An 18,348-nucleotide genomic window follows, 5' to 3' on the forward strand; every position below is an offset into this window, starting at 1 on the left:
ACCGTCCTGCCACACTCCGTCGTCACGCGTGAACCGACCGCTGTTGCCCTGATTCATATGGACGTCATGGACGCCATTACCCGGGGAGAAGCCGAACACCTTGTCCGGCACCCCCGGTTCCGGGCCCCATCGTTGCCCGAAGGCGTAGAGCCTGCTGTTCGGGTCACGGCTTGCCCGCAGCACGTAGTGATCGAGCTTGTCGGCAAGGTCGTTGTCCGGACCCGCGAGATCCGGCGGCAGGGTACGCATCGCCAGCCGATCGAACAGATTCCCGCGGATGAAGTCGAGTGCCACGCCAGCCGGCTTGCCCGGCAGCGTGGTGAACCCTTCCGACGCCGATTCCAGCTCGGCCAGCATCGGGTGCTGAAAATCCTCGTCCGCGACATACAGGAGCTCTGACGGCGGCAGCGCGGAAAGGACGTTCACCGCTACCCGGAAGTCCACGCCGCCACCCCGGACATGGATCTGGTAATGCGGACTGCCCTTCCCTCCCTCCCGTTTCCGGTCGGCGATCCGGCCGACAAGAACACCGTAATCCGACAGCGACATCAAAACCCCCCACAATCTCTCCGCGGCAGCGGAAGAACTCTGCGAACGCAGAGCACTCTAGAATGATAACAGCTATGAACGAGTCAGTTGTCGGATGCGCGACCGTGACACGCCAGCACCAGAAACCCACCCGGTGCCGGCAGACATCTTCATTCCCGCTTCTAATAGTTGAGAATGTGGTATAGCCTGAGATTCAGGCAAGCGAACGTGGATCGGCAGGTACGTCCACCGCGTATCTCCTGAGCACCTCAAGCGGAACGACCTCCAGGGCGCGTGCGTGCGTGGCGGCCAGAACAACGGGCGCCGCGACGCCGGCCTCACAGGCCTGCAACCACCGTGCCGCAACCACACACCAGCTGTCCCCCGGGTGCAGCCCGGGAAAATGATATTCAGGTCGGGGTGTTGTGAGATCGTTCCCGACCTGCCGTTGATGATGCAGGAACTCCGCAGTGACAACTGCGCACACCGTGTGACTACCAAGATCTTCAGGACCGGTGCTGCAGCATCCGTCGCGGAAGAAACCGGTCACCGGATCAGTACCGCAGGCCTCCAATTTTCCGCCGAGTACGTTTTCTTCATCGGCCACGATCACAGTCTCCCATCCCCCGATGCCGCCGGTGGGCGGTTCCACCGGCCGAACTACCAGACATCACCATCGCGCCAGTCACAGATCAGGTCACCGGACAAATCCAACGGAACAGTCAACGCGAGGACGTGGATACCACCGTCCTCCGCCACGGTGCGCACGATGCCGCTGGGGGTAAGCATCGACGTCGGCCCCTGCCACCGCTGCCAACCCCGGGCCGCGTAGAAGTCCGCCGCCCCGTCGACGGCGCCCAGCGCGCCCATGTCGTACGCGCCGCGTACCACCCGCTCCAGCACCCCCATCATGGCCGCGCCGTGTCCGCGACCGCGCCGGTCCGCGCGTACTCCGACGCCCTCGACATAACCTGTACGCAACGCCCGGCCGCCGTGCAGCAGTCGCCGCTGAATGAGGGACGCGTGCCCGATCAGATCAACGCCCTCCCACACCAGCGCGTGGATGCCACCCAGCGCGTGCTCCCAGTCGTGGTCGGTCATCTCTCCCGCGAAGACACCGTCGAGGAGAACTCGCGCCGCTTTGAGAGTGGCGGCGTCCAGATCGGCGGTATGAGCGGTGGTCACCACTGTCATATTCCCGATCCTCTCGCAAAGACAACCATGGGAGTGTGCCCCTCGACCTTCTGCTTCATCCATCTTCCACTGATTCGCAACGTGTCGTACGGGTAGAGTGCGCCGTCGTATGCGCGTGGAGTGACTCGGGGGAGGCTGCCGACCTCGACAATGCGGGTGGGCTGGCTTTACATCCGTGCCGAGAGCTGGCAGGCCGGCGCCCGCACGTTGACCTGCACAATCACCTTCACGGACGCGGCTGGCCACTTGACCCCAAGTGTCGACGCGCCGACCCGCGATGCCGGGGCCGAGGCCCTCGCGGCCTGATCAGCAAAACGCCCGGCTGGGATCCACACGGGATACGTGGACTCCAGCCGGGCGTGCTCACACCATAGCGATGTTCGCTCAGTGTTCGATCAGATTCTCATGCCCCGTGGTCGGCCTGCCACCAGTAGCCCTTGCCCGTGGCGTCCCGCCGGAGGTCAGGCAATATCGTGTTGATGTCGTTCTGGGTGTCAGTGATGTTCCAACCGACCCACGAGATCCCCTGCCGCTCGAACACCTCGGTCGTCCAGCGGGAGCCGTCGAACGACGTCGCCTCGGCCACGGTTCCGGCCGGCCCCATGAACTCGGTGGAGATGACCGGGTAGGAGGCTTTCAGCCTGACCCACGGCTGCGAGCTGGTCTCCCAGTAGGCATGGAAGCCGACCGACGTCTTCGACCAGTCAACGACCCCGTCGAACTGGCTGGCGATGCTGAGCATCGTCGGAGCCGAATCGCCCCCGTAGTTGGCCGGCACCGCGAAGGACAGAATGATTATGTGGGTTTCCGGGGCCTTCGCCCGTATCAGCCGGTAGATCTCCTTCTGGTCGGCGATGTTCTGTGCCGTGTAATCCGCGGGCCGCCAGGTCACCGGCTCGTTGTACAACTCGTAGAGCACATTCGTCCGATTCGCGTAGCGTGGCGCGATCACACTCCAGAACTCCCGCAGCCGTGCGATCGTGTACTGCTGATCAGCATCGGCGGCCAGCGCGGAATGATAGTCAATCATGACATACATCCCGTGGGCATCAGCCTTTTCGATGATCTTGTCCAGATAAGAGGTTATCTGGGCCATCGTCGGCGAGTCCGACGCCTCGTTGTAGGCGACGGCGACACGCACGCCGTTGAGGTTGTTCGCTGTCAGGGTCGCCCAGAAGGCTTCGCCGGTGGCGGCCTCACGCGCCCACAGGACCTGTGAGGCACCGGACGAGTAGTTCAAGTACCACAACGTGCCCGCCCGCAGCAGAGTCCCCTGGTCGGTCACCACGGTGTTGTTCCGTACCTGCACCCGGCCACGTGCCCCGGCCACCCCTGCCGAGCCGCCTGCCGACGATGACGCCACAGGCGTCGTGCTGACCGTGGGAGCGGGGACAGCGGTCGGGGCCGCGGTCGCCGTCCCCGTGGCGGTCGATGATGCCGACGGCTGAGTACCGCCGTTCGCAGCGCCCTGCCCTGCCGTGGACGTGGCGGTCGGCGAGCCGCTCGGCTGGCCCACCTGGGTCACCGGGGACTGGCAGCCGACGGCCGCGAACAACAGTGCGAACAGGAGCACCGGCAGATACGCCGGTCTCGGCCGGAAATGACCGTAGTGCGCTGTGTTGGACATGCCGTCTTCCGATCATTGTCGGGGCCATTACGATAAGCAGTAGGTCATGCGCTCTGCGCAACATACTGCAACAGTTGGGTGACTCTTCCTCCCGGACGGCGCGCAGCTACCCAGGCGGCCCCTCCGTCAACCCTCGGTAATAATGTCAACCACAGAACGATCGGTCCACACAGTTGTGCATAAATTGGCCAAATCGTGCGAATGCATTTTCACAACCGTCGGCGGCTGGCCTCAGTCATCGGTTCAGCCATCGGTGTGGCCATCGGTGTGGCCTGACCTACCGGTGTGCCACCCGAGACTTCAGAAGAGGATGTGGTCATGCGCGCAGTCGTTGTGAAACAGCACGGCGGACCGGATGTGCTCACGGTGACTGACCTGGCGGCACCGCAGGCCGCTCCCGGCAGCCTCGTCGTCGACGTCGAGGCTGCCGGCGTCAACTTCATGGACATCTACCAGCGGCAGGGCAATCCGCCCTACGCCGTCGGTCTGCCCTACGTACCGGGCGTCGAAGGCGCGGGCACCGTGGTGGCCGCCGGTCCGGGTGTCACCGCCTTCGCCGCGGGCGACAAGGTCGCGTGGACGGGCGTGGCGGGCAGTTACGCCGAGCAGGTCGCCATCCCCGCCGACCGGGCCGTCCCCATCCCGGACGGGGTGCGGCCACGAGTGGCGGCAGCCGTGATGTTGCAGGGCCTGACCGCCCACTATCTGGCCAACAGCACCTACCCGATCGCGGCCGGGGACCCCGTGGTCGTGCACGCCGCGGCCGGCGGGGTGGGCCTCCTGCTCACCCAGCTGGTCAAGATGCGCGGTGGGACGGCCATCGCCACCACCTCCACAGCTGACAAGGCCGAGCTCGCCCGGCGGGCCGGAGCCGACCACGTCATCGACTACGAGGACTTCGCCACCGCGGTACGAGAGATCACCGACGGCGCCGGCGCGGCGGTCGTGTACGACGGCGTCGGCCGGGCAACCTTCGACGAAAGCCTGACCGCGCTGCGGCCGCGCGGCTACCTGGTCCTCTACGGCGCGGCCAGCGGGCCGGTTCCGCCGCTCGAGCTGCAGCGCCTGGCCGGTGGCGGATCGTTGTTCGTCACCCGCCCGACACTTGTCCACCACATCGCCAGCCGTGCCGAGCTGCTGCGCCGCGCCAATGATCTGTTCACCTGGATCCGGCAGGGCCGACTTGAGGTCCGTATCGGCGGTACCTATCCACTCGACGACGCCGCCCAGGCACATGACGACCTCGCCGCCAGACGCACGACCGGCAAGCTGCTCCTGCTACCGCGTTAGGACGTGTTTCGCGGTTCTCGGCTACACCGATGCCACTCATCCGGTAGCTGCCGGAGAGCGAACATGATCTACTGTTTGCGCAGGAACATCGGCGGTGACCTGAAGTCGGCGAGGGAACGGTCGGTGGACCAGGGAGCGTAGGGCGCCTGCGCGAGCATGCCGAGAGCGATCAACGGGCGGTCGTAGTTCACTCGCCAGCCGGCCCAGTCCCGCCATGCCTGCTCCCGATCGGCCCGGACGGGCAGGCCAGCGGAGGCGAGGCCGTCGACAACCGTCTCCCACTCGTCCCGGGAGATGCTGATCGGGTCTCCCGGCCGCGGATCGGCCGGATAGGGAATCTGGAAGAAATCGGCGATGCGACGCAGCGCCAGGTAGCCGGACCGGATGCACAGTTCCGCTTCGACGTCTCGGGGTACGTCCAGCACCGCGGCCAGCAGGGCCGCGGAGTCGAGTACCGCGCCAGCGGCGGTGATCCAGGAGTGCTCGGGCTGTGGCGAGCGGAAGAACACCAGCGCCGCGAATGACGTGTGGCTCTCCTCGATGTCGACGAACCACGTCTCCATCTCGCCCCAGGTCGTGGTCAACCGGTCGAACCGCTCAAGCCGCCAGGCGCGGGTGAGCAGGTCGAGGCAGGTGGGAGGGCTACCGGCCCGAACCTCCAGCTTCGCGACCGCAGCCTCTCGCCGGCTGAAAGCAGCGTAGATCACCGGCAGATACGAAATCAACAAGGTAACCAACAGGAGGCCGATCGAGGCTTCGACGAAGGCGAGCGCGATCGACAGCCCTCCTCGCGGCACGTCGAATCCCAGCGTGAGCAACGAGGAGCCGGACATAACGAGCGCGTCACCGAGGCCACGGGCCGGCTCCGCGGCCCACTGGGCGAGGACAAAGCCCCCGTAGACCAGCAGCAACCAGGACTGCAGCAGGAACAACAGGGCGAACGGGCCATAGTTGGCGTACACCCGGTCACGCAGGTCGTACGTGGGGGCACGGCCCACCCTAACCTGAAACGCCCACCGCACCAGCACGAAAACGAACCGGCTCAGCCGGGAGGGAACCCCTCGGGGCAGCACAGTCGTGCGCACCGCCGAAAGCACCGTGGCGAGGATGACCACCACACCGGCGAGCACGCCCGCAATCCTTAACACGATCACCATGGGGACCGGAGCAGTATGACACCGCCGTCAACGATCACGATCCACGGGGTGCCGCTGCGGTTGCTTCACGCCCCTGTTCCCGGTCGCTCGCAGCCCGCATACACCGTCGTATATGCCTGTCTGGCGGCCGGTGCGAACGCGGAAATGCCGCTGTGGGAGAACGGGAATTCTCCACGCTTCCGTCCACCAGATCGAGGGGGCACTTCGCACGTGCGATGACAGCAGACTCCAGACGCTCGTACGCCGAACTTCGGTCGACGAGCCCGCGTGATATTTTTGTTGGTCAGGCTACTGCCCGGCCACAGCTCTGTCGACATCCGCCCGTTCCGTGGGCGCCCGGCCCGCCGGTACGGACACGGCAGCCGGCTTCTTTCGTACCGGAAACCACCAGTTCCAGTCGCCGAGCAGTTTCATCATCGCGGGGACCACGATGAGGCGGACAATGGTGGCGTCGACCAGGATAGCAGTGGCGAGGCCGACACCGAGCTCCCTGGGGGCGGTGCCCCCGGCAAAGGCGAACGAACCGAAAACAGTGACCATGATAAGCGCGGCAACAGTGATCGTCCGGGCGCTGGCGGCCAAACCGTGACCGACGGCGCTGGCATTGTCCGCTCCCGCGAGATACCGTTCACGGATGCGAGTGAGGAGAAACACCTCATAGTCCATCGACAGGCCGAAAACAATGGCAAGAAGCAGGACGGGCACGATCGAGTCGATGTAGCCGGGTGCGGAGAAGCCGGTCCAGCCCAGCCAGCCCCACTGAAAGATCGCAACAAGGACGCCGTAGGCCGCGCCAACCGAGAGAACATTCATCACGACCGCCTTAAGCGGCAGCAGCACACTGCGGAACAAGACGATCAGGATGAGATAGGAGAAAACCAGAATAAAGACAATAATTTTCCAGAGGTCCCCGAAGATGGCCCGGTCCATGGCGGCTTCGAACGAGGTCGTACCAGCGATATCGGCGTCCCGGCCGCTGATGGCACGCACCGTGCCGAGCAGCGCACGGGCCTGGTCGGACTCGGGATCGGCGGCGGGGACCACTTCGACGAGATAGTTCCCGGCGAAAGCCATCGGCGGCGTCACGGCGGTGACCCCGTCCAATGCGCGGACGTCGGCGGCGATCCGGTCAGCCGCGGCCTCGCTTGAAACAACGAGTTCCATCGTTCCCAGCGCACCCGGGCCAGCCAGCTCCGCAAGCCGCTCCGTGGCCAGCCGGACCTCCGCGCCAGGAGGAAGCTGCTCGAGCGCTCCGTTACGGGTGTGGATACCCAGCAATGGGCTTGCCGCGATGAGCAGGACCGCGGCTCCGGCGCTGAGGAAAGCAACGGGCCGACGCATGATCATATTGGTCCAGCCGGCCCAGAAGCGACCGGCGCCATCCGCCATCCGATGCGCCGCTGGCCGGTGTGCCCCTGGCCGCCGCACCAGGCTCCTGCCGACCCGCCGTGGCGGTATCCGGATCCGCGGCCGTTCGATCCAGGGCCCAGCCAGGGCGAGCAGCGCGGGCAGCAGCGTGGTCGTGGCAAGCAGCGCGGCAGCGACAACAATGATCGCCCCAACCGCCATGGAACGGATCGCGTTCACGTTGACGAGCAGAAGGCTGAGGAGCGAGACGATAACGGTCGCACCGGAGTACACGACCGCCGTGCCCGCGCTCGCGAACGCGCCGCGCAGTGCCTCGCCGCGTTCGGCGCCCTCGCGGAGCCGGCCACGGTAGCTGGCAACCACGAACAGGGAGTAGTCGACAGCGACCCCGATCCCCAGCATCGACGCGATGTTGGTCACGTAGACCGAGATCTCGAACGCACCGGCGAGAAGGTAGATCACGGCACCGGTCACGGCAACGGCGACCAGGCCCAGCGCTATCGGGGTCAGGGCGGCCACCAGCGTGCCGAACGCGGCAAAAAGGATGAGCAGCACGAGCGGGAAACTCACCGTCTCCGCCCTTACCGCCTGTTTTTTGGAGATCTCCTGGAAGTTCGACCACATTGCGGCCTCGCCAACCACGCGCGTCGACACACCCGCACGATCGGAAACCAGCGCCCGGCGCAGGCCCGCCGCGAAGTCAAAGATTCTTTTCTGGTCGACGGCACGCATGGGGACAAGTGCGGCACGTCCATCGTCAAAACGCTGGACGGGACCGCCGGAAAGCAGCCCGGGATAGCGGCTGAGCTCAACGCCGACCGCCGCCAGCCTGGCGTCGACAGCAGCGCCGCTCGGGCCCTGGACAAATACGGCAAGCGATTCACCCGCTCGGCCGGGGAGTTCCTTCAGTTTTTCTCTTGCCAGCGCCGCCGAACTACCGGGCACGTCCCAGCCGCTACCGGAAAGGCGACCGGTCTGCATCGCGGCGAACGGGACGGCGACAAGGAAGAGCACGAGCCAGGCCCCGGCGAACAGCAGCCGGCGGCGTGCGACGAAACCGGCAAACCCACCGATCATTCTTTCAACACGCCCAGACCGGCCGTCCCCCACAATTCCCCCGTCCAGTCGCCTGGCGCCGCATATCACGATCGATGCGCCTGGCACGACAAGAAAACAAATGTCCGGCTTGCGGTGCTCCCCTGGGCGCTGTTTAGAGCGACCGGCAATAGGGGCGCGGCGTCGCGGGGCTGGAGCACGCACCTCGCCGCGTTGTCGTCGGTCGACACCCAATGCCAGGGTGGCTCCCTCCGCCGCCTCGCGATGCACGCACCCCAGTCCCGCTCCTTGATCCACACCCCTATTGTCGGGCGCTCTTATTCCGCGTTCTGTGTTCAGGCGAGTCTGCCACCGTAGGCTACGGTCCCGCCGCACCCCCGGCCGGCGTTTCGCCGCCGGCATGTCCACCCGCCAGGGTCCCGCCCGGCCTCTTTTCTCAGAGCGTGTTTGAGATCGTCATTCCGGCTCGCCCCGGCCATCCCCAGCGGTTCCCAGACCTCGTTGTCGCAGTCGCATCCCGACGGTGGGGGCGCCGGCAGGAACACCACCCGGTAACCGGCGGGCACGGCGTACGCCGCGTCCGGCGAGGGCATCGTCGGTATCGGGCGCCGCGACCACGGCAAAAGCCGTGATTGGGCGTCCTTCGCCGTCGTGTTACGGCGTGTTTCGGAAAGCGTCGTTCGACCAGGGAGCCGGACAGCCGGCTTTCGAGAAGTACGCCCTAAAAGCCCAGGCCACCGGCACCGGGGCTATGCCCGGGACGGATACCCAACTCGTCGAGCCGCTCCCACAGTGACGCGAGCGCGGCGACCGGATCACGAAAATACGCCGAACCCCGGACCCGCCAGAACTTCCAGCCCTGCCGTTCGAGTACCCGCTGGCGCCGCAGGTCGGTCTCCCACTGCTCCGGACCGTGGAAGCGGTCGCCGTCACACTCGACCGCGAGCCGGTCATGGGCTCCCTCCACCACCAGGTCGATGCGAAAATGACCAACGTGATGCTGTGGGGACACCTGGTAGCCACGGCGCAGGAGTTCCCGCAGCACGGCGCGCTCGAAGTCGCTCTCGCACCGTTCCGCGAGAGCTGCGGTTCGCGCCTGCGGTGTGTTGACTCCATATGCGTAGGCGAGCAGCTGCCCACGAACATCGTCGGGATGCAGCACAGCGTGATCGACGGTGTGGAAAACCCACAACTGGTCGCGGGCGCGGCTCGCCGCGACGTTGATGCGCTGCTGGTCGGCCTTGCGGGTCGCGGCGGAGCGGTTGTCGTCGGCGACGACCGAGAGGAAGACGACATCCCGCTCGTCGCCCTGGAAGTTGTACGGGTCGCCGACCCGGATCCGCCGACGCTCGTACTCCTCGGCACCGAGTTTGCCCACCAGCGTCTGCTCGATCAGGCGCCCCTGCCCGCTGCCCAGCAGGGTGACGACCCCGAAGGTCATCCCGTCGTACGCGGGATCGTCATGGCAGTCGAGAACCTGCTGGACGAGCGCGAGCGCCTCGGGTTCGTTGACGTCACCGTACTGGCCGCGGGTGCGGGCTCCGGCCGCCACCCGGACCGGCCGGACCGCGGGACCGATGCCGCGATCGACAGCCTCCCGCAGCGGCAGGATCTTGCCGTCGTAGAACCGGTTGGAGAACTCGATGATGTCCGGCACGCACCGGAAATGTTCACGCAAGAGCACCACTTCCCCGAACACGCGGGTCGCGGTGTCGTAGAGGCTGGCTTCCACATCGAGCAGGGACCGCTGCGGCATGCCGGCCAGGTGTGACTCGATCAGCTCGAAGACGCGGTCCCGGTCGACGCCCACCGCCATCGGACTGATCTGCTTGTCGTCGCCCACGACGATAGCCTTGTGACCGAGCGCGAGGACCCCCAGGGACAACACGCCGCACTGGCTGGCCTCGTCGACGATGACAACGTCGAACAGCGCGGTGCGGCGAGGGTCGAAGCTCTGCAGCACCCGATGAATCGGCATGATCCAGATCGGGACGGCGCCCATCGCCGCCGGCAGCTCGGCCCGCGCGTCCGCCTCCCATTTACCGGCGAATCTGCCAGTGCCCTTTCCGATCCTCGCGAGGGCCTGGAGCCAGGCGATGAGCGCACGCCGTTGATCTTCAAGCAGGCTGCGCCGCACGCCGAGCCGGGCCCCGCGGGCGGCCAGCTCCAGGATGAGCCGGCGCACGTCGGCCGCGGTGGCGGCGATCTGGCGCTGCAACAGCGTGGCGTCGCCCCGGCCGAGCAGGCTCTCCAACCAGGTCTGGGCCTGCCGCCACTGCCAGAGCCGCGCAAGGTCCCGCGGCTGGCCGCAGACGGCGGTGTCTCCACCGGAGCTGATGACACGGCTGGCCCAGACCGGGGCGACAGCGGCGAGACGCCCGGCCAGCTCGTCACGGCGGGCCAGGACGGGCCGCAGCCCGGTGAGCCGGGCGATCTCCTCGCGGGCCGTCTGCCATGCGGCGAAGTCACGCCGGGCCAGCGCGTCGGACAGCGCGTCCCACAGCGGGCTCGCGTCCGGCCGCCGCCGCCCGGACGCGAGAGCCGCGCGGAGCTCGTCGAGCCGCGCTGTCTGAGCCCGTTCGTCGCCACGCTTCGCGGCAGCCGTGAGCACGGTGCCGATCTCGCGCAGCTCGGCGGCGGTCGGCCGCGCCGGGGTCCGCGGAAGCACCGCACGCAGCCGGACGACCAACGCGGGCATGGCCGTGGCCTCCCAGGCGATCGCGCCGCGCAGCAGGCCGACCGCTGTTTCGAGCGAGGGGAGGAAAGCCGGTGTGCTGGCGTCCAACGGCGGCGCGTTCAGCTGCTCGACCAGCTCGGCATACCGGCGGCCCGCCGTCGCCCTGGTGGCCCGCTCGCGGATCACCGCCCGGACGGCGTCGACCTCGGCTTCGGTCCGCAGCTCAAAGCCATCGACCCGGACGGCGCTGTGAAACGTCTTCAGCCCCTTGCCGCCGAGGCGTGGAATGCCCCGGCCCGCGGCGAAGCGGGACGCAAGATCGTCGAGGAAATCCTCCTGCGACCGGGGGTCACCAGCCGGGATGACGATCTCCCTGCCGGCCATCCGGCGCCGCGTGTCAACGAGTGTGCCAGCGCATTCGGCAAGCGCCTCGGCCTGCTCCGCCCAGAACCCGGCCAGCGCCGCGGACTGGGCGACCTGACCGCGGACGGTGACAAGCCATGGCGCATCCAGCTCGGCGATGCGAGCAACCGCCTGCTGGGCGTCACCGGCGAGGACCTCAAGCGCCGGTCCACCAAGAGCGTCAACGGCTGGCAGCACCACCCCCCGCTCTTCCAGCTCGGCGAGTTCGTCGCGGAGGAGGTCGAGGACACGGTGCCGCTCGCGGAGATCCCCGGTGGACGGGATCACTGTCAGGTCCGGCAGCAGGCTGTGGGCGGCAGCCGCGTCCGCCACGTTCACCATGCCCGCAAGGCGGACCAGATCGGTGAACTCGCCGAGCGTCAGCGGCGGCCGGCGGCCAGCGGCCAGCCTGTCTGGGATGCGGTCCCATTCCGCCTCGTGACGGGCCAGCCAGGCGCTCACCTGCGCGGCCTTGGCGGGCCCTTCGGGGAGCTCGAACTCGGCGGCCTCGTCGCGGAGCAGATCCACCAGGCGCAGCTCGAGGTTCCGCTCGCGAGCGCGGGCCGCGTCAAGATCGCGAGCGAGCGCCTCAAGCGCAAGGGCCTCGGCGTCCGGTTCGATGCTGGAGACCGCGTCCATGATGGTCTGGACGGAGGCACGGAGCTCACCGAGCGCGGCCTGGCTGGACCCGAGCACCGCGATCGACAGGTCACGCAGCTCCGCGGGTATCTTGTCGCGAAGCACCCCAAGGGCCTGCTCGTTGTACGCGGTGACCAGCACCCGCTTACCGTGGGCAACCAGATGGCTGACAAGGTTCGCGATCGTGTGGCTCTTGCCCGTACCAGGCGGGCCCTGTACGGTGACGCCCCGGGACCGCGCGAGCCGGACGGCGATACGCTGCTGATCGTCATTCGCGGGTAACGGCATGAGCAAGCGTTGCCCGACCGCCGCCCAGCCGTCGTCGCCCATGCCCGCGCCGGAGCTGGCCGCCGCGCTGTGGCCGTCGTCCGCCATGATCGAGGCAAACGCCTCGGCGAGAAGGTCGCTCTCCGCGAGAACCTGGCGCAGCTCCGTGTAGAAACGGCGATACAGCGTCGGACGTGGCCGGACGAACAGGACCCACGTGTCGGCCAGCACCGCCGCCGCGGCCGGGGCGGGCACCTCGGGACCGGGCGCGACCCGCGCGTCAAGGCCGAGCGGCGCGACAATCTGCGCATACAGATCGGCCAGGCCGTCATCAGACCACGGATCCGGCGGGATCACCCGTACCCGCTCCCGCAATGCCGCCAGCTCCTCCACCGCCGCGAGCCCCAGCAGAGGGTCGGTCTCCAGCGCGGGCAGCCCGTCCGGCTGGACCGACAGAACCCCGGTGTCCGCGTCCATCTCGATGGTCACGGGGGTGAGGAGCAGCGGATGGTTGACGGCCTCCCCTGCCGGCAACCACGACAGCACGCCGTGGCCCCACACCAGTTCGTACCTGGCGTTGTCCCGCTGTAGCCGCAACCGCAGGTCGTACAGGTGTTGATAGAGCCTTCGAGCGGCCCGTGCCGGCATGGCCCGCTCCGCCCACGGCTGCCAGTGCTCGACGACCCACCGCGCCAGCTCAGCCCGGACCTCCTCCGGGTCCTCGCCCCGCTCGGCCGCGGACGTGTCGAAGTCGAGGGGCAGCAGCGGCGGCCCGGACAGGCTGACCGTCGCGGACGACACGTGACGAGCCAGCCGCTGCGTGAGCACCGGTGCGTCCGGCTCCACCGTCTTCGGGACCGCCAGCCACGCCGGCTGGCCCGGAGCGGGGCCCAGCAGCACACCGTGCCGCACCGGGATGTCGACCGGACGAATCAGCGGCGGCTCATACTCGCTCACGCGCCGCTTCGGCGCCGCCGACGACTCCGACAGAGCCGCCAGGTAGTCCAGCAGGTGCAGCGACCGTGCTTTGGCCTCGCCCTGACGCGTGCTCACGACATCCCCCGTGATCAGCTCTTTCCGTCAATCAATCTTCTGACAACAGAATGTTGTACCGGATGTGTCCGACAGTTCCGGACGACAGCTCATCCTGGCTCGTCACCACGAGCCGAGGCTGCCACTGGCGGCTGGCCGTCCGCCGCGGCCAGCCGCGGACGCACCCGCTGCGCTGGGCGTGTCTGCTGGGCGGTTGTCGGGCACCGCTCCAGGGAACAAGCAATCGGGTGTGATCTCATCACTCGCCGTTGACGCACCAGGGGGTCCCTGCCGCCGCTCCCCTCGAGCCGCGCGCGGCCGGCAACCCGGAGATGTTCGACGATGAGGACCGTTCGGCGCGGCAGCACCGACCAGAAGGTCAGCGTCCGCAACAAAGCGACGGCGACCGGGCCGTCGCCGGACGATCCGCTGGCACCAGATCCGCTGGCACCGCTGCGAGACCGGCGTTACCTCGGGCTGCTGGCGCTTGCCGCGATCCTCGGAGCACCGGTCTCGGCCGTGGCGTATGGCTTCCTCAAACTGGTCGCCGACATGCAGGGATGGATCTTCACGGACCTTCCCACCGCCCTGGGCTTTCATGAGGAGCCGCTGTGGTGGCCGCTGCCTGTGCTCGCCCTCGCGGGCATCCTGGTCGCGCTTACCATCCGATATCTGCCCGGGCGAGGCGGTGTGTCACCAGCTGACGGTTTCACCGTGCATGGCGCGCCCGCACCGGCCGAGCTCCCGGGTATCGTGATCACAGCGCTCGCGACCTTGGGCTTCGGCGTGGTACTCGGGCCCGAAGGGCCACTGATCGCAATCGGCGGCGGCCTCGCACTGTGTGCCGTACGCCTGGCCAGGCGCGACCCGCCCGCGCAGGTCGGCGCAGTGGTGGCCGCGGCTGGCGGGTTCGCCGCGATCAGCACCCTGTTGGGTTCGCCCCTCATCGCCGCGTTCCTCCTGATGGAGGCGGTTGGGCTGGCCGGGGCGGCCCTCGAGCTGGTGCTGCTGCCCGGCCTGGTGGCCGCCGGGGTCGGCAGTCTGATCTTCATCGGTCTGAACTCCTGGACCGGCTTCGGAACCTTGTCACTGGCGATTCCCAACCTCCCCCCGGTGGGGCAGCCGACCGTGGCCGAGTTCGGGTGGGCGCTGGTCATCGGTCTTGCCGCGGCACCGGTCGGATCGGCGATCCGGCCACTGGCCCGGCTGCTGCGTTCCCCGGTCGAACGGCATGCGCTGGTGGCCACGCCGCTGGTCGGCCTGGCCATCGCGGGTCTCGCGATCGCGTACGCCGAGGGCAGCGGCAAGGACACGTCCGAGGTGCTGTTCTCCGGCCAGGACGCGCTGGGCCCGCTCATCGTCAACGGCAGCGGCTACTCGCTGGGAGCGCTCCTGCTGCTGCTCGCCTGCAAGGGACTCGCCTACAGCGCGTCGATGAGCAGCTTCCGGGGTGGGCCCATCTTCCCGGCGATGTTCCTGGGAGCCGTAGGCGGGATCGCCATGTCCCACCTGCCCGGCCTGCCCCTCGTCGCCGGGGCGGCGATGGGCATCGGGGCGATGAGCGCGGTGCTGCTCACACTGCCGATGACCTCGGTGCTGCTGGCCACCCTGCTGCTGCTGAAGGACGGTCTCACGGTCATGCCCCTGGTGATCGTGGCCGTGGTGGTGGCGTACGTGACCGCTGTCAGGCTCACTCCGCCACCGGCCAGGTGAGTCCGGTGCGGCCCGGTCATCGAGGAAAAAATCAGTTATCTTATCTATCACTTCAGGTACAAGATGGGCGGTACGACCCGAGCATCGGAGGCGCTCATGGCATCGGAGTTCGGCGGACGGGTCGCCCTGGTGACGGCCGCGGCCGGGAAGGGCATCGGCCAGGCGACGGCCAGGCGGCTAGCCGCCGGTGGTGCCCGGGTCGTCGTCACCGACATCCACGAACGGCGGACCCACGCGGTCACCGCCGCGATCGCCGCCGACCACCCGGGCACCACCGTGGTCGGGTATCCGATGGACGCCGGTGACCGCGACCAGATCGACACAGTCGTCGCCGAGGTGGCGGGCACCCTCGGCCCGGTGCAGATCCTGGTCAACAACGCCGCCGTGAACGTACTCGGCAGCATTTTCGACTACGACCCGGCCGCCTGGGACCACGTCCTGCGGGTGAACCTGACGGGCGCCTGGTACCTGTGCCGGGTGACCATGCCGGCGATGCGCGACGCCGGTGGCGGTGTCATCGTCAACATCGGCAGCTATGCCCCGGACGTCGGCGGCAACGGTATCGAGTCGCCGTACGCGATCACCAAGGGCGGCCTCAACGTGCTCACCCGCAGTTGTGCGCACGAGGGCGGCCCGCACGGCATCCGCGCGGTGTCGGTCTCGATGGGCCTGGTACGGGGAACCAAGTTCGTCGACGACCATCCCGAGCTGAAGGACATTCCCGGTGCTCTCGGGGTGCTCGCGGACCTCACGACCGCGGACGAGATCGCCGAGATGGTGGCCTTCGTCGCCTCCGACCGCGCCCGCCACCTCACCGGCGAGATCATCAACGTGTCCGGCGGCGCCTACATGCGCACCTGACCCAGCGTGGCCTCGACAGGTCGGCGCACCGTCCATGATCGGTGCATGCGTGTCGTTGTGTGCGGTTTTCGGCCGGATCGGCGTGCCCAACGACAACCAATCGCTGACCTTTCCGGGCACAGAGCGGGATACAGCCGGGCGACCTAGCGCAGGACGCAGCGGCCGCCGTCGACCATGAGAGTCGCCCCGGTCACGTAGCTCATCCCGGGGCCAGCCAGGGCGACGACGGCGCCGCCGATGTCGTGCTCGCAGTCGCCCATCCGGCCGAGGGGCACCTTCCTGAGCACGGCCTCGAAACGCTTCGGCGCCGCGTCGCGGAAGGCGGTGGCGGCAGGTGAGTCCCCGAACGGGCAGATCACGTTGACGGTGATGCCATACTGGCCCCACTCACGCGCCGCCACCTTCGTCAGGCCGCGGATCGCCTCCTTGGCCATCACGTACGAGGCGAAACCAGGATCGCCCTCGACACCGGTCGACGACGCGAGGTTGATGATCCGCCCACCGTGCGCGGACAGGTGGGGAAAACAGGCCCGCATCGCGTGGAAGGTACCCAGGGTCCCGCTGCTGTAGCAGACCGCCAGGTCCTCGGGTGTCGTCTCCCCCAGCGGCTTGGGCGGGACAACGGTCTGCGCGTTGTTGACCAGAATGTCGACGGTGCCGTATGCCTCGACGGCCGCGGCCACCAGCGCCTCGACCTGCCCCTGGTCGGCCACGTCGCAGCCGGCTGCCAGCGCCCGGCCGCCAGCCTCGATGATCTCGGCTGCGGTGCGCTCGACCTTCGTCAGTGTCCGCCCGCCGACCGCGACAGCCGCGCCCTCCTTGGCCAGCGCGTGCGCGATACCGCGCCCGACGCCCTGGCCCGCGCCGGTCACGATCGCGACCTTGCCCACCAGCAAACCAGGGAGCTGACCGTCCACCCGGGCCATCCGACCTCCATCGAGAACGCCCGCGCCGAGGCCTTCGCGGCCACAGCTGGCAGGGCACCTGTGTCACGGGATAGCACAAAACATATAGATGATTTGTCTTCCAGCGCCATCGGGCTGACCCGACCCCGACCCGACCAGGCCGGCGCCGGGCGCCCGGCGCCCGGCGCTCACGCCAGGCCGACCTGGCGCTTCGGCACCGATTCATCTATAAAATCATACTGATATGATGATTACGGACCGTCCGACCGAGGCGGCCAACGGATCGCACCGAGGACGGTGACGTCCTGCTGAAGGGGATTACGCCGATGACGCCGCAGACAGCGGAGGCCTCCTCCCTCAAGACGGTCGACGAGGCCATCGACCGTCTGCTCGCCGAGCACCCGCCCGCGTCCACGCCACCGGCGGAGTTTCTGGGCGCGCAGTACGACGCGGGCCTGGCCTGGGTCTCCTTCCCGGTCGGCCGCGGCGGCCTCGACCTGGGCGTCGGGCTACAGAAGCACATCACCGGACGGCTCACCGCCGCTGGCGCCCCCAGCGGTTTCTTCCGCAACCCGCTGGGGTACGGGATGGGCGGGCCGACGGTCCTGGCGCACGGCACCGACGAGCAGCAACAGCGCTACCTGCGTCCACTGTTCACCGGTGACGAGGTGTGGTGCCAGCTGTTCAGTGAGCCCAACGCGGGCTCGGATCTGGCGTCGCTGGCCACCGTCGCCGTCCGCGACGGCGACGAATGGGTGATCAACGGGCAGAAGGTGTGGACATCCTGGGGCCACGTCGCCCGATGGGGGATGCTCCTCGTCCGTACCGACCCGTCGGTCGTCAAGCACCGCGGCCTGACCTTCTTCCTGTGCGACATGACAGCCCCGGGCGTCGAAATCCGGCCGTTGCGGCAGCTGACTGGCGACGCCGAGTTCAACGAGGTCTACCTCACCGACGTCCGGCTGCCGGACGCGCAGCGCATCGGCGGGGTCGGGCAGGGCTGGGGGGTGGCGCTGACCACGCTCAACAACGAGCGCTACATGCTCAGCGACGGGCTCTCTGCGCGGCCCGCGGTCGACGCGGCGATCGGGCTGTGGCGGGAGCGTGCGGACACCTCCTCGGCGCAGGCGCGGGTGCTGCGCGACCGGCTGCTCGACCTGTGGATACAGGTCGAGGTCACCCGGCTCACCGTCCTGCGCGCCGACACCGACCGCGAGCGCGGCGGGACGGGCCCGCAGGGCTCCGTCGCGAAGCTCGCCACAACACAGCTGAACAAGCGGGCGACAGAGCTGTGCGTCGACCTGCTCGGCGCGGCCGGCATGCTCTACGACTCGTACGACACTCGTGAGTTCGACATTCAGGACGCCGCCGAGCAGGGCGGCCCGGTCCGGTCCTTCCTGCGGGCCCGTGCCAACACGATCGAGGGTGGCACGTCGGAAATCCTGCGGACCACCCTCGGCGAGCGGGTATTGGGGCTGCCCGGGGACGTCCGGGTCGACAAGAACCTGCCCTGGAGCGCGGTCCGCCGCTCCTGACCGGGCGAAACAGCGACCAGCCGGCACAATCGACGGACATACCGGCCGCCATGCCCCGAGTATCGAAACGTCGATATCCGATGTCGACGTTTCGATA

At 68.1% G+C, this 18,348-nt stretch carries 13 protein-coding genes; 5 read left to right on the forward strand and 8 right to left on the reverse strand.

Translation table 11 applies throughout. The features are described from left to right. From MJ785_RS04595 to MJ785_RS04605, 3 genes are all read right to left on the reverse strand, one after another. Positions 1-549 (reverse strand): YukJ family protein (locus MJ785_RS04595; RefSeq protein WP_239380077.1); only part of this gene is annotated, 549 nt, incomplete at its 3' end. Positions 550-742: 193 nt separating this feature from the next. After that, positions 743-1,135 (reverse strand): DUF2237 family protein, encoded by a 393-nt coding sequence (locus MJ785_RS04600; protein ID WP_239308318.1) that lies wholly within the window; start codon positions 1,133-1,135, stop codon positions 743-745. A 53-nt stretch (positions 1,136-1,188) separates the two neighbouring features. Next, positions 1,189-1,722: a GNAT family N-acetyltransferase gene (locus tag MJ785_RS04605; protein ID WP_239346454.1), complete on the reverse strand. Its 534-nt coding sequence runs from the start codon at positions 1,720-1,722 to the stop codon at positions 1,189-1,191. A 120-nt stretch (positions 1,723-1,842) separates the two neighbouring features. On the opposite strand from MJ785_RS04605, the gene MJ785_RS04610 reads away from it, so the two are divergent. Continuing rightward, positions 1,843-2,028, forward strand: coding sequence for a hypothetical protein (locus MJ785_RS04610; RefSeq protein WP_239308320.1), 186 nt, complete (start codon positions 1,843-1,845; stop codon positions 2,026-2,028). 97 nt (positions 2,029-2,125) lie between these two features. On the opposite strand, the gene MJ785_RS04615 is transcribed toward MJ785_RS04610, so the two are convergent. Continuing rightward, positions 2,126-3,349 carry a cellulase family glycosylhydrolase gene (locus MJ785_RS04615; RefSeq protein WP_239308321.1) on the reverse strand — a complete coding sequence of 408 codons (1,224 nt, stop codon included), beginning with the start codon at positions 3,347-3,349 and terminating at the stop codon, positions 2,126-2,128. Positions 3,350-3,667: 318 nt separating this feature from the next. Here MJ785_RS04615 and MJ785_RS04620 point away from each other — a divergent pair, with 318 nt between their 5' ends. Continuing rightward, the gene (locus MJ785_RS04620) at positions 3,668-4,639 is read left to right on the forward strand and encodes a quinone oxidoreductase (protein WP_239308322.1); all 972 of its coding nucleotides are present in this window, start codon (positions 3,668-3,670) and stop codon (positions 4,637-4,639) included. A 68-nt stretch (positions 4,640-4,707) separates the two neighbouring features. Here MJ785_RS04620 and MJ785_RS04625 read toward each other — a convergent pair whose 3' ends face one another. From MJ785_RS04625 to MJ785_RS04635, 3 genes are all read right to left on the reverse strand, one after another. Then, positions 4,708-5,796 carry a hypothetical protein gene (locus MJ785_RS04625; protein WP_370652868.1) on the reverse strand — a complete coding sequence of 363 codons (1,089 nt, stop codon included), beginning with the start codon at positions 5,794-5,796 and terminating at the stop codon, positions 4,708-4,710. Positions 5,797-6,084: 288 nt separating this feature from the next. Next, a complete protein-coding gene (locus tag MJ785_RS04630) occupies positions 6,085-8,241 on the reverse strand; it encodes an MMPL family transporter (RefSeq protein ID WP_239308324.1) in 2,157 nt (718 codons plus the stop codon). Between the two features lie 700 nt (positions 8,242-8,941). Continuing rightward, on the reverse strand, positions 8,942-13,258 hold the full coding sequence (locus MJ785_RS04635; protein ID WP_239308325.1) for an AAA domain-containing protein: 4,317 nt from the start codon (positions 13,256-13,258) through the stop codon (positions 8,942-8,944). A 321-nt stretch (positions 13,259-13,579) separates the two neighbouring features. Here MJ785_RS04635 and MJ785_RS04640 point away from each other — a divergent pair, with 321 nt between their 5' ends. Both MJ785_RS04640 and MJ785_RS04645 read left to right on the forward strand, forming a co-directional pair. After that, positions 13,580-14,950: a chloride channel protein gene (locus MJ785_RS04640; protein ID WP_239346462.1), complete on the forward strand. Its 1,371-nt coding sequence runs from the start codon at positions 13,580-13,582 to the stop codon at positions 14,948-14,950. Between the two features lie 96 nt (positions 14,951-15,046). After that, positions 15,047-15,811, forward strand: a complete 765-nt coding sequence (locus MJ785_RS04645) for an SDR family NAD(P)-dependent oxidoreductase (RefSeq protein WP_239308327.1) — start codon at positions 15,047-15,049, stop codon at positions 15,809-15,811. Between the two features lie 143 nt (positions 15,812-15,954). On the opposite strand, the gene MJ785_RS04650 is transcribed toward MJ785_RS04645, so the two are convergent. Beyond that, positions 15,955-16,737: an SDR family NAD(P)-dependent oxidoreductase gene (locus MJ785_RS04650; protein WP_239308328.1), complete on the reverse strand. Its 783-nt coding sequence runs from the start codon at positions 16,735-16,737 to the stop codon at positions 15,955-15,957. 305 nt (positions 16,738-17,042) lie between these two features. Between MJ785_RS04650 and MJ785_RS04655 the strand changes: the two genes are divergently transcribed. Beyond that, a complete protein-coding gene (locus tag MJ785_RS04655; protein WP_239380079.1) occupies positions 17,043-18,251 on the forward strand; it encodes an acyl-CoA dehydrogenase family protein in 1,209 nt (402 codons plus the stop codon). Positions 18,252-18,348 lie beyond the last annotated feature (97 nt).

This window comes from Protofrankia sp. CiT1 (assembly GCF_917627335.1).
Lineage (GTDB): Bacteria > Actinomycetota > Actinomycetes > Frankiales > Frankiaceae > Protofrankia.

What these genes read in the sequence shown, in the direction of transcription:
- MJ785_RS04640 (WP_239346462.1), top strand. Translation starts at nt 13,580, where the DNA reads ATGAGGACCGTTCGGCGCGGCAGCACCGACCAGAAGGTCAGCGTCCGC.
- MJ785_RS04630 (WP_239308324.1), bottom strand. Translation starts at nt 8,241, where the DNA reads ATGATCGGTGGGTTTGCCGGTTTCGTCGCACGCCGCCGGCTGCTGTTC.
- MJ785_RS04615 (WP_239308321.1), bottom strand. Translation starts at nt 3,349, where the DNA reads ATGTCCAACACAGCGCACTACGGTCATTTCCGGCCGAGACCGGCGTAT.
- MJ785_RS04605 (WP_239346454.1), bottom strand. Translation starts at nt 1,722, where the DNA reads ATGACAGTGGTGACCACCGCTCATACCGCCGATCTGGACGCCGCCACT.
- MJ785_RS04625 (WP_370652868.1), bottom strand. Translation starts at nt 5,796, where the DNA reads ATGGTGATCGTGTTAAGGATTGCGGGCGTGCTCGCCGGTGTGGTGGTC.
- MJ785_RS04650 (WP_239308328.1), bottom strand. Translation starts at nt 16,737, where the DNA reads ATGGCCCGGGTGGACGGTCAGCTCCCTGGTTTGCTGGTGGGCAAGGTC.
- MJ785_RS04620 (WP_239308322.1), top strand. Translation starts at nt 3,668, where the DNA reads ATGCGCGCAGTCGTTGTGAAACAGCACGGCGGACCGGATGTGCTCACG.
- MJ785_RS04645 (WP_239308327.1), top strand. Translation starts at nt 15,047, where the DNA reads ATGGCATCGGAGTTCGGCGGACGGGTCGCCCTGGTGACGGCCGCGGCC.
- MJ785_RS04655 (WP_239380079.1), top strand. Translation starts at nt 17,043, where the DNA reads ATGACGCCGCAGACAGCGGAGGCCTCCTCCCTCAAGACGGTCGACGAG.